The following is an 11773-nucleotide window of genomic DNA, read 5'->3' as shown; positions in this document are numbered from 1 at the left end:
TTTTGCATATTATGGTGTACTGTAAATTTTCTAACATTCAAGCCAAATTTTTCCTGGATTCTTATCCTAATTTCTTTAAATGATAATGTTAGAGTTTTCTTATATCTATGCTTCAACTTATTCAAATTGACTCTGATCCAATCTAGTTCTTTCACAACGTTGAGGGGGAGTAAATAATTTTACCTCTCTTCCAAGTTTTAGTGCTTTATCCATGCAGTTAGTGCTACTTATACTATGCTTTTTACTGCAATTACAGCATTTAAATTTTTTTTTACAATACATACGCTATTTCGCACTTTCTTCAGTATTTCTTTTGCCAATTCCACGACTTTTTCATTCAATAATTTTGATTTTAATGCTATTTAAATCTCGCTATTTTACTTACTTCAAGCATTGCTTCCTTTCCATTATTATCCACTTATTCCTTTCATTCCTTAATACAGTGGAGATTAGTATAAAATCCACTTTACCCTCCAATTTAATATATTATGGAAATACTATGGCTAGCATTTCAGTAACTGTCAACTGCTTAATATGATATTAACAAGCCGCACAAGATTTACAAGCAAACCTCTATAAATTATGCCACCTCCTTGCCTTCACAGATACTGGTTCTGATATGCCATAAAGCCTGCTGTAGCAACCCTATTTTAATCAGCTGTACTATATAGCCCAAACAAGCTTTGGAAAGGCCCTATAGAAAAACTGCTTGTAAATAGCTGCTAACGTTATATAATATATGATTTCTAATAAAGTTTAAATTAAAGGTCCATCGCATGAATGATAATGATCCAACTGTAAGTCTACCTGTCAATATCAGAAAACTATCATCAAACAAGTTTATAGAGGAGATGTACCAAGACCAATTTGAAGATCAAGATAATGTTTTATTTGAAGATTCTTTCATTAATAAAATCAAGGAAGGAGATGCAGTAGAAGGTGTAATTACGAGAGTGAACCCTAACGATATCGTAGTTGACATTGGGCTAAAGTCTGATGGAAGGATTCCAATCAAGGAATTCGGTTATAATGATGAAATTGTTATTGGTTCCAAAGTCAGAGTTTATGTAGAAAGAATTGAAGATTATCATGGTAACGTAGTTCTTAGTCGCGAAAAAGCAATTAGGGATGAAAAATGGAATAAGCTAGAAGAAGACGCAGTTACAAAAGCTGAAGTAAGTGGAGTGATTAAACGTTCAATTAAATGTGGCTTTATTGTTGACCTTGGTGATGGAATAAGCGCCTTTTTACCGCTAAGCCATGTAGATTTAAAGCAAGTAAAAGATGCTAAGCACCTTATTGAAACTGAACAAAAGTTTATCGTGCTTAAAATGGATAAGAAACAGGGTAACATTGTGGTATCGAGGAAGCTGGTATTAGAAAAATTGCATGCTGGTGAAAAAGCTAAGTTCTTAGAATCTTTAAATGAGGGCGATATAATAGAAGGGAAAATAAAGAGTATCACTCATTACGGTGTATTCGTCGGTATTCATGAATCAGATGCAGTGGGAGTGATAGATGGACTACTACATATCACAGACATCTCTTGGAGCAGAGTAAGCCATCCATCTGCAGTTTTTACTTATGGTCAGGTCATAAAAGTTAAAATTATAAAAATAGACAAGGAAAATGCGAAAGTTTCTCTAGGCATAAAGCAGCTAGAGGATAACCCTTGGCAAGATATAGAGTCAAAATACCAGGCCGATAGCATACACAAAGGCCATATAACAAGTATAGAAGACTATGGATTATTTGTTGAACTTAAACCTGGAATTGAAGGTTTAGTACACTCATCGGAAATAACTTGGGTTAAAAGTAATTTGCCAATTAGCAGTCTTGTAACTAGGGGACAAGAGGTATCTGTTAAAATTCTCAATGTTGACATCACTAAAAACAGGATGAGTTTGAGCATGAAAAGATGTGTAGATAATCCTTGGCAAGTATTTGTCAATAAATATTCTCCTGGTTCTATTATTTCCGGTAAAGTTAAAAATAATACCGGCTTATACATGTCCGTTACTTTTGATGATGATGAAATAGATGAAAACGTGGAAGGAATAATTTATGCACAAGATCTAAGCTGGTCTAAAAATGGTTCAGATGAGATAAAAAAGTATAATGTGGGTGACACAATAGAAGCAAAAGTAATCAGAGCTAACGTGAATCGAACAAGAATTTATCTTGGCATAAAACAAATAGAGTACGATCCGCTTGTAGAGCTGATAAAGAAAGTCAAGGTAGGCGATAAAATGCAGGTTACTGTAGGTAGAAGAGAAGATAGTGGACTAATTGTTGAAGTTGAAAATGATGTAGCTCTCTTAATAGATCAAGAATATCTACCAGAAAGTAAAAAGTTTTCTATATCAGACAAAATAGAAGTTGAAGTATTAGGTATTGAAGAATACAATGTAGTACTATCCGCTAAATAACATGTAACTTTAGCTTTGTGTAAATGGCAACGAAATCTAATATAATAACGAAAGTAGCAAAAAGGTATCCTCTTTTAGAGAGGGTAGTCATAGCAGCTATAGTCAACAGATTTTTTGAGATACTTTCAAGTACATTGGAGCGTCATAACAGAGTTGAAATTAGGGGGTTTGGTTCCTTTTCAATTAGGAGTTATAACCTAAAAGAAACAAGTCATTCGATATTACAGAAGTTCGCAAAAAATCAATACTTTAAAACATATTTTCGTAGCAGTAAAAAATTATCCGATTTAATAAATGAATAAAAGTTTATACTGTAAATAAGATGAAAGTAGAGGTTTAAGTTAACACTGTACAATAAACACTTTCAGCATTATATGCAAGTAGTGGAAATAGTTATATGCAATAGTACATATAAAATATCTTGTGAAAGTGGAAAGAAAGGTTAATCATTACATCTTGCTAATAGCTTTAACAAGCTAGTTAGTTTCATATCTTACAAAACTGGAAGTAAGGGCTCCAAATGCATTAAATTTCCCACTTGCAGCATTGATCCTTGAGGACAAAGCTTTAGAGCTAACAAAAAACTGGATGAAGTAAATCAAAAACGTGAAAACTATAGAAATAAAAAAAGAACAGAATATACTGAAGTGTTAGATAGGATAAATAAGATCACCGAGTGCATAAAGGGTTAGCTTTAATAAAATGAGCAATCAAATTGACCATCTCACTACTTAAGTTAGAAGGAAGATTTACCTTGCAAGTTATGTAGCAATATAACTCATAGTCATCAAGATCAACTATTTTCTCATACTCAATTAGTTCATCCAAGGAAAACTTGTCAAGATACTTCAGTACAAAGTGCCCTAAAAGAATATCGGTTTCTTTGCAGCCTCTATGCCAGCTTCTATATGTCAATTTTTTTCTTAATAAAGAGGTATCTGTCATTGTCATTGAGTTTTTTTAATTAAAAGATTAAATTAAGCACTTGTCAAGCGAGGCATGTTTTAATATACTTAACGCTTGGTTAAGATCTAAAAAAATACAGGTGGAAATAGTTTCTAATCTTATTCATCAATTTGGTGATGGAGTATACAATCTTTTGTCATTTTCTTTAACCATCTCTGTCGTAGTATTTGTGCATGAATATGGACATTATATCATCGCCAAAGCATACAAAGTTAAAGTCGAGTCTTTTTCTATAGGCTTTGGTCCTGAAATTTTTGGTTTTCATGATAAGTCTGGAACCAGATGGAAATTAAGCACTGTTCCACTTGGCGGCTATGTTAAAATGCTAGGAGACAGCAACGCAACAAGCGTCCCAATTGATCAACAAGAATTAACCAAAGAGGAAAAACCATATTCACTCCATACAAAACCTCGATATCAAAGAGCAGTGATAGTTTTTGCAGGACCATTTGCAAATATGATATTTTCCGTTATAGCCTTAACGATATTTTTTAGCACAGTAGGTTATTACCACACTCCACCGGTAATTGGAAAGGTAATTGAAGGCAGTGCAGCAAAACATGCTGGCCTATTACCAGGCGATACTATTACACAGATCAATGAATATAAAATAAAATACTTTGAAGATATTTCACGTGTAATGATGTCAAACCCTGAGACGAGAATAGAAATTAGATATAGTAGAAATAATGAGAAGCTTAGCGCTAGTCTTACTCCATCAACAATTGAAGATAAGGATATTTTTGGCAATATAATAAAAAGAAAAACTATAGGAATTACTTCAATTAATATGAAGGAGTTAAAGCAGTCATCTTTTCTTGGAGCTGTGAGCTTGTCATTGAGCGAAACTTATCATACCATGTGCTTAACAATCAAATCTCTCTTTCAAATTATCATTGGTAAGAGAAGTGTAAATGAAATAGGTGGCCCGATAAAAATCGCAAAATATTCAGGACAATCAGCCAAAAAAGGATTTATTATAGTTTTATATTTTATGGCAATTATCTCAGCTAATTTAGCTGCGATTAATTTGCTACCAATCCCACTACTCGATGGTGGACACTTATTTCACTACGTTATAGAAGCGGTCATACGTAGAGATTTGAGTTTGAAATATCAAAAATACGCAGCTACTTTTGGTGCCTTCGTTCTGCTCTTGCTAATGGCAATCGCAATCTCAAACGATATAAGGCATTTTTTTTAAGATAAATATGAGAAAACTATTTTATATACTAATAGTAATTTTTATCTCTTTTTCCACCCTACTTGCCGCTTCAGAAAATAATGAAAAAACGCAGATAAAGGATATCCAATGCATTGGCAACAAACGAGTTGGCGATCAAACAATAAAGTTTTACATCAAATTAGAGCCCAATAGTTATGTAAACGATAACGACATAGATTCGATTATAAAAAGCTTATATAAAACAAAGTTATTTGCCAGTGTTCATGCCTATATCGATAACGAAAAAAAACTGGTAGTAAAAGTCCAAGAAAATCCACTGATTAACAAGGTAATATTAAAAGGTAATAAGCAATTTAAAAGCAAAGAACTACTAAATAACGTAGTCCAATCAAAACCTTTAACTATTTTCACTGAGACAAAATTGCAAAGTGATTTAGTGAATTTAGTCACCCTCTACAGGCATAGAGGTAAGATTGGTGTTAAAATTGAACATGAGCTGGATAAGCTTGATGGTAATAGGGTTAATTTAATCTTTAAAGTAAAGGAAGGTAAAACCTCTAGAGTCAAGAGCGTGAGATTTATAGGCAGTAAAAACTTTTCTGAAAATGAGCTAGAGCAAGCTATTAAAATGCAAAGTAATGATATATTTAATAAGTTGTTTAGGGCCATTTTTAAAGGTGGAAATCATTATTCGTCACAGTATTTGTTAATTAATGAAGAATTGCTTGATCGCTTTTACTCATCTAAGGGTTATATCAACAACAGTATTCAGCCAATTGTTGAGATTGATAATAATAATCAAATAGAGTTAACTTTTTTGATTGATGAAGGACAACAATATTTGTTTGGAAGCAATGAAGTTAATATTGAAGCTGAAATTCAAGATCCAGACCTAAAAGAGAGAGTATTGGAACTGATAGTTAAAAAAGACAATAAAGTATTCGATATGGTTGAAGTGAAAAATACGGCGGAAAAGATAAATAAGCATTTAAATGAGGTAGGATATATATTTGCAAAAGTTAATCCAGAATACGTACAACACGATAATGTTGTAGATGTAACTTATAGAGTGTTGCCAGGTAAAAAGATTTATATAAATCAAATTACAATCGACGGTAATGATCGTACTTTAGATAAAGTAATCAGAAGCAAGCTCAGTGTAGCAGAAGGTGACGCGTACAATACATCTGAAATTCAAAAGTCACGTAGAAGATTAATTGGTAGTGATTTCTTCGAAACAGTAAAAATAAATAGTCACGTGATTAATGATAATGCAGTAAATCTCAACTTAAATGTTAAAGAAAGAAGTACTACCTTGTTGTATTTAGGAGGAGGTGTGTCTTTTCCTGGTGGAGCATTTATAAAAACTGATTTCAAAGATCGTAATTTATTTGGTACTGGAAAAGAGCTCTCATTTGCCCTTGAGAAGAGTCAATATGTATTTTCTACCAATGTGGAAGTTGTTGAAAACAATCTTAATGATTCTGATACATCACTAGGTGTAGATGTATTTTATGAAAGGCAAGATAAACCAAACACTACTTTTGATAGCTATGATTTGGGAGGAACAGCACAGTTATTACATAAAATTATAGAAAACTTAACTAATTCTATTCGTTATTCTTACAAGTATAACCATATACACATGAACAATAAGGGTGGAAAAGATGAAGATATCTCTGAAATAATACGAAGTCAACAAGGTGAATACCAAATTTCATCAGTAGGATACACATTAACATATAATAAACTGGACAATTTTCATGCTCCAAAAGAGGGGTATTTATTACGCTTAAGCCAGGATATCTCTGGGCTTGGAGGAAATATGAATTTTCTAAAATCTGAATTCTTATCTTTTTATGTGCATCCTATATTAAGGAAAATCGACAATGATATAATACTGCGTTTTAAAATGGCAGCAGGTTACATCTTTTCCTATACTGATAAAGAGCTAAACATTGGCCAGCTCTTTTTTAAAGGCGGCAATGAAATTAGGGGGTTTGACCTTTCTGGTATTGGGCCAAGAGCAAAAGATAAAAATAAAAGCTCGTTAGGAGGCAAAACTTATTTTAACCTAACACAACAAGTGGATTTTCCGCTACCAAAATTATACAATTACATTGGTATCAAAGGCTCATTATTTGTTGACTATGCAACGCTTTTCGGCTTAGATATTAAAAAGGAGTATGAGGGGAAATATCACAATAGTAAGCTTGTAAGAGTTTCGCCAGGCTTTGGTTTTTCAATGCCTTCTCCTTTTGGTGGTAGATTTAGATTAGATTTTGGATTTCCTTTAGCTAAGGAGCCCTATGATATAATGCCACCATCAAATATTAAATTTTCTATTGAAGTCGGGATTTAAATGAAATATACACAATTATTTATATCAGTTGTTGCCTTGGTTATTTCCTTGCTTACAGGTTATAAGGTTGTAAAACACCAACCTCAGGGTGCGCTCAACATAAAGGTCGCAATTATTGATAGTGACAAAGTTATCAATGAATCTCTTGCTTTGCACAATATACAACAGCAAATAAAAGAGCAAAACTCTAAGCTGCAGCATGAGTTCGAAAATGAGCTAGACAAACTTAAGCCTTCCAAAGAAGAGCTTGAACTTTTATCAGAAGAAGCAAAAAAAGAAAGGGCTGAGCAATTTAATAAGCTAGCTTTAAGTGCTAGAGATAATTACAATGAAAAAATGTCATACTTAGAAGAAAGTTATAAGGACGCAGTAGATAGTGTGTTTAACAAGGTAAAAGAAGTTGCTAAAAAAACGGCAGAAAAAAACAATATAGACTTGGTATTATTTATTTCAAAGAAAAATCAAGTTTTATACTCTATGGATGAAATTGATTTATCAGGCGCGGTATTAAAAAATATAAATAAGGAAATACCAGAATTTACTTTAAAAGGTGTTAATTAGGCTTAATTCAAGGGTATCATGCAGTGTAATATTAGTGATATTATAAAAATACTACCACATTCTTATCCACTCCTCTTAGTAGATAGAGTGATAGAATGTGATCCAGGTAAAAGTATAAAAGCAATTAAAAATGTGACTTTCAATGAGCCATTTTTTATTGGCCACTTTCCCGGTCATCCAATAATGCCAGGAGTTTTAATAGTTGAATCCTTGGCTCAGGCATCTGCAATATGTGTTCTTGGGAGAGGCAGTAAAAGTATAACGGAAAATAAAGTTGCTTACCTTATATCCATTGAAAATGCAAGATTCAGGAAGCCAGTTACTCCAGGAGATACATTAATCCTTCAAGCTAACTTTAAAAATGCGTGTTTAAGTGTATGTAAATTTGAGTGTTTTGCATATGTTGGCAAAGAAAAAGTTGCAGAAGCAACAATTTTAGCTATGCTGCAAAACATACAAAACCTTTATCTGTAAAAAACAGTGTATGTGCTGTATAATATAGCAATGCCACTGGATTTTAACACCTCATTTTCAAATTTATACACTCGCAATGGATTGATAAAGTTAGACGAGGCATTTTTAAATTATATCAAATCATGCGATGAAGATTTATTTTGCTCATTGATTGAAGCAAGAAAAGAAACAGCCCACTCTTCAGGGTCATCTCAGCACTGGACATCGAAATCTAGAAAAAAAGAACTAGTGTTAGGCGAAAAAACAGCTTTTCCGTCGGAGTCATCCCAGTGCGCGATACTGAAATCCAGAAAATACTCAACATTAACCAGTCAAATGACAGATAGCCAGTTGATTATAGATCTTGCATACTTACTCAATGAGTTTATTGCAAAACTCTTCAACGTTGAAAAAGAAATAGAAGAGTTCAAAAAAAAGCACAACGACTTTGCTGTAATATACAAATGCAAAAGGTTATTTGTTCAACGCTACGCATTGAAGAAATACGCCGATACAACCAATATAGACATTGATCATGTCACTAGTGAACTAAATCACTTCCTCACATTACCAACAACAGAAAAAAAATTTGCTGAGCAGGTGATGAACTGGTTTGAAGATAGAGAAAACCATAAAGATGAAATAGAACTTGCAGCACAATATGCAGTATGGAGAGTGAAAAATAAACAAAGCACACTCTTTAGCATTTACAAAAAAATTGACCACGAAAACCTCATACCATTTTCTAAAAAAGAAGTGGATAAAGTTGAAGTGCTGTATTCAAACAAAATAAAAAGACGATATGGCTTTGACCTAACGAGTGAAAAGGCAAGTTTAGATAAAGCATTAGATAATGCTCACTATTGCATATTCTGTCATAAGCAAAATAAGGATAGCTGTTCAAAGGGGTTATTGGAAACTCCGGTATCATTCTGGCGCGTGATGCAGGAATCCAAAAAAAAAGAAGAGTCGACCTCAGTACCAAGCACTAGGATGACAGGGGAATACACTCAGATGTCAGAGGGGTGCATAAAAAGTCCACTAAATAACTACAATACTTTTAAAAGATCCCCACTAGAACTTGAACTGCACGGTTGTCCACTGGAACAGAAAATATCAGAAATGAATCTGGTAAAAAGCGAAGGGTACGACATAGCAAGCCTTGCAATTGTGATGATAGATAATCCGTTGTGTGCAGCTACCGGACATAGAATATGTAATGACTGCATGAATTCATGCATATATCAAAAACAAGAGCCTGTGAATGTGCCAATGATTGAAACAAGAATTTTGGATGATGTGCTTAGTTTGCCATATGGATTTGAAATATATTCTTTACTTAGTCGTTGGAACCCTTTAAATTTTCAGCGGCCATTGCCAAAAGAAAATACTGGAAAAAATGTCCTGGTTGTTGGGCTTGGTCCTGCAGGCTTTAACTTAGCTCATCATTTATTAAACGATGGACACAATGTTATCGCCATTGATGGGTTAAAAATAGAGCCTTTAACCGATGATTTCCAGCTGATTAAAGATTTTAAACATGAAAAATTGAGTGAACGCATAGCCAGTGGATTCGGTGGAGTGGCAGAATACGGCATCACTTCTAGGTGGGATAAAAACTATTTAAAGATCATTAGATTATTACTGGAAAGACGTGAGAATTTTGCAATCTACGGAGGCATTCGCTTCTGTAGTACAGTAACTGTTGATGATGCATTCAATTTGGGTTTTGATCACATAGCCCTAGCACTTGGTTCTGGCAAACCACGAATGATAAAAATAAAAAATATACTAGCTCGTGGAGTGCGTATAGCCTCTGATTTTCTGATGTCATTACAACTTACCGGTGTCCTCAAATTTAATTCTGTAGCAAACCTGCAAATCCGTATGCCGATAGTTGTCATAGGTGCGGGACTCACTGCAATTGACACTGCAACTGAAGCTTTAGCGTATTATCCAATTCAAGCAGAAAAATTTCTTCTCCGTTACGAAGTATTAGTCGATAAATATGGAAAAGACTATGTTGAAAAAGATTGGACAGAAGAAGAACACGAAATTGCGGATGAGTTTATATCGCACGCGCAGCTGATCCGCAAAGAGAAAGAATTAGCAAAAAAAGGGAATAGAGAAGCAAGAATATCGGAGCTAATGCAGAGCTTAGGGGGAGTAAAAGTTGTATACAGAAAAGAGCTAAAAGATTCACCAAGTTACCGATTAAATAGCGAAGAGGTGAAAAATGCATTATCAGAAGGAATCCACTTTATCGAAAACTTAGAGCCAGTTGAAATCGTGACGGATAAATATAGCCATACTGAGTCGATAAAACTGATCAACACAAAATCTCGCGAAATTAAGTGTATAAAAGCACGCTCTATCCTTATAGCAGCAGGCACTGAGCCAAACACAGTTATTGCAACAGAAGATAAAAAGCATTTTAAATTAAGCAACGGATATTTTACTCACCTAAACTCATTAGGAGAGGAAGTAGATCCAATATTCTCTCCTAAAATGCAAAATAAAGATAGAATATTAGTATATAAACAAGGTGATAGAACAATTAGTTTTTTTGGTGACCTTCACCCTTCGTATAGGGGTAGTGTCGTGAAAGCTATGGCAAGCGCCAAGAACGGTTACCCTATTATTTCTCAGCTTCTGAGTAGAGTTAACACCGCTACTGTCATTCCAATATCTTCTCCTACCACTCTGGCACTTAATACTGGAATCTCAGCGCTACATACACAACTATATGAATGTTGCGACATAAGAGTAACTTTCACCACAAAGGATGTCATCCCAGTACCTAAATACACAGCCGTACGAACACCATGGCTTAAGAGCAACCTCCACCAGAAAGAGTGCCACCCCAGTGCTTCTTTCTTATCATCCCAGCGCGTGGCACTGAGATCCAGCAAAATCGATTATAAGCAAGCACACCATACAACATTTTCTGTAAAATTACCAAAGAACTGGATCTCAGTGCCACGTGCTGGGATGACACCAGTTCAACGGGCCAATGAAGAATTCTTTAATAGGATAAAAGAACAATTCACTGCGAAAGTAGTAAAAGTCCAATATTTAACAGACAAAGTTGTAGAAGTAGTAATTAAAGCACCACTTGCTGCAAAAAATTTTCAGCCTGGGCAATTCTTTAGGTTGCAAAATTTCGAAACCAATAGTAGAAAAATCAATAATACAACTTTTGCTATGGAAGGTATAGCTGTAACCGGCACTGAAGTAGATAAAAAAAAAGGACTTATTTCCACTATTGTGCTAGAAATCGGAGGCTCTACTAATTTATGTAGATACTTAAGAGAAGATGAGCAAATTATTCTTATGGGTCCAACTGGCAAGCCTACTGAGGTTTATTAAGTTTTTCCAGACTGATTGTGATAGCATTCATTAACAAATCCACACTATAACAGCCCTTTTTATTAAGGTAGTATTATGACATATCACTTAACACTTACCTTCCCAAAGAAACAATATTCTATAAATAATAGCGGTAATGAATTTATAGCAAAAGACGAAGAAGGCAACAGATTTATCATTATCATAGATAGTGTCAAAAAGGAAAATTTTCTTTTTGTAAAGACGACGGCAGTGAATGCAAGTTTACACAACACTATGCAGTTAAAGATCCAAAAATATGTAACAAGCTTTCTGATATTGACAGTGCTGACACCAGTTCTTATTGTTAGCGGGTTAAATAAAAGTGACATTGCAGAGTTGTTTAATTGCAGAATGAGAAAGAGAAATAATAAATTTGCATAAAGCACTCTCAAGCAAAGCAATTGTATTATAGACTTTATTATGTAA

The 11773-nt window shown here is 34.0% G+C and carries 9 protein-coding genes; 8 read left to right on the top strand and 1 reads right to left on the bottom strand.

Going from position 1 to position 11773, the window contains the following annotated elements:
• Nucleotides 1-776: 776 nt before the first annotated feature.
• Nucleotides 777-2429: a 30S ribosomal protein S1 gene (locus tag GO684_RS04435; protein WP_175939253.1), complete on the top strand. Its 1653-nt coding sequence runs from the start codon at nt 777-779 to the stop codon at nt 2427-2429.
• A 23-nt stretch (nt 2430-2452) separates the two neighbouring features.
• Nucleotides 2453-2731: an HU family DNA-binding protein gene (locus GO684_RS04430; RefSeq protein ID WP_175939250.1), complete on the top strand. Its 279-nt coding sequence runs from the start codon at nt 2453-2455 to the stop codon at nt 2729-2731.
• Between the two features lie 367 nt (nt 2732-3098).
• Here the strand turns inward: GO684_RS04430 and GO684_RS04425 are convergent, their stop codons facing one another.
• Nucleotides 3099-3374 (bottom strand): FAD assembly factor SdhE, encoded by a 276-nt coding sequence (locus GO684_RS04425; protein WP_175939259.1) that lies wholly within the window; start codon nt 3372-3374, stop codon nt 3099-3101.
• A 100-nt stretch (nt 3375-3474) separates the two neighbouring features.
• Between GO684_RS04425 and rseP the strand changes: the two genes are divergently transcribed.
• The 6 genes from rseP to GO684_RS04395 all read left to right on the top strand — a co-directional run bounded on the left by rseP (nt 3475) and on the right by GO684_RS04395 (nt 11728).
• On the top strand, nt 3475-4599 hold the full coding sequence (rseP, locus tag GO684_RS04420; RefSeq protein ID WP_175939257.1) for an RIP metalloprotease RseP: 1125 nt from the start codon (nt 3475-3477) through the stop codon (nt 4597-4599).
• 7 nt (nt 4600-4606) lie between these two features.
• A complete protein-coding gene (bamA, locus tag GO684_RS04415) occupies nt 4607-6943 on the top strand; it encodes an outer membrane protein assembly factor BamA (RefSeq protein WP_175939248.1) in 2337 nt (778 codons plus the stop codon).
• Complete coding sequence (locus GO684_RS04410; protein WP_175939246.1) at nt 6944-7504, top strand: OmpH family outer membrane protein; 561 nt, start codon at nt 6944-6946, stop codon at nt 7502-7504.
• An 18-nt stretch (nt 7505-7522) separates the two neighbouring features.
• Entirely contained in the window at nt 7523-7978 is a 456-nt protein-coding gene (gene fabZ / locus GO684_RS04405; RefSeq protein ID WP_175939243.1) for a 3-hydroxyacyl-ACP dehydratase FabZ, read from the top strand.
• Between the two features lie 30 nt (nt 7979-8008).
• Nucleotides 8009-11326: an FAD-dependent oxidoreductase gene (locus GO684_RS04400; RefSeq protein WP_175939255.1), complete on the top strand. Its 3318-nt coding sequence runs from the start codon at nt 8009-8011 to the stop codon at nt 11324-11326.
• A gap of 75 nt (nt 11327-11401) precedes the next feature.
• On the top strand, nt 11402-11728 hold the full coding sequence (locus GO684_RS04395; protein ID WP_175939240.1) for a hypothetical protein: 327 nt from the start codon (nt 11402-11404) through the stop codon (nt 11726-11728).
• Nucleotides 11729-11773 lie beyond the last annotated feature (45 nt).

The organism is Wolbachia endosymbiont of Litomosoides brasiliensis, from assembly GCF_013366805.1.
Lineage (GTDB): Bacteria > Pseudomonadota > Alphaproteobacteria > Rickettsiales > Anaplasmataceae > Wolbachia.
The sequence above is the reverse complement of the archived record's forward strand: the minus strand, read 5'-3'. Positions and strand labels throughout refer to the sequence as shown.

Coding starts and splice junctions, on each gene's coding strand:
- GO684_RS04435 (WP_175939253.1), top strand. CDS start 777: ATGAATGATAATGATCCAACTGTAAGTCTACCTGTCAATATCAGAAAA.
- bamA (WP_175939248.1), top strand. CDS start 4,607: ATGAGAAAACTATTTTATATACTAATAGTAATTTTTATCTCTTTTTCC.
- GO684_RS04400 (WP_175939255.1), top strand. CDS start 8,009: ATGCCACTGGATTTTAACACCTCATTTTCAAATTTATACACTCGCAAT.
- GO684_RS04425 (WP_175939259.1), bottom strand. CDS start 3,374: ATGACAGATACCTCTTTATTAAGAAAAAAATTGACATATAGAAGCTGG.
- fabZ (WP_175939243.1), top strand. CDS start 7,523: ATGCAGTGTAATATTAGTGATATTATAAAAATACTACCACATTCTTAT.
- GO684_RS04430 (WP_175939250.1), top strand. CDS start 2,453: ATGGCAACGAAATCTAATATAATAACGAAAGTAGCAAAAAGGTATCCT.
- GO684_RS04410 (WP_175939246.1), top strand. CDS start 6,944: ATGAAATATACACAATTATTTATATCAGTTGTTGCCTTGGTTATTTCC.
- GO684_RS04395 (WP_175939240.1), top strand. CDS start 11,402: ATGACATATCACTTAACACTTACCTTCCCAAAGAAACAATATTCTATA.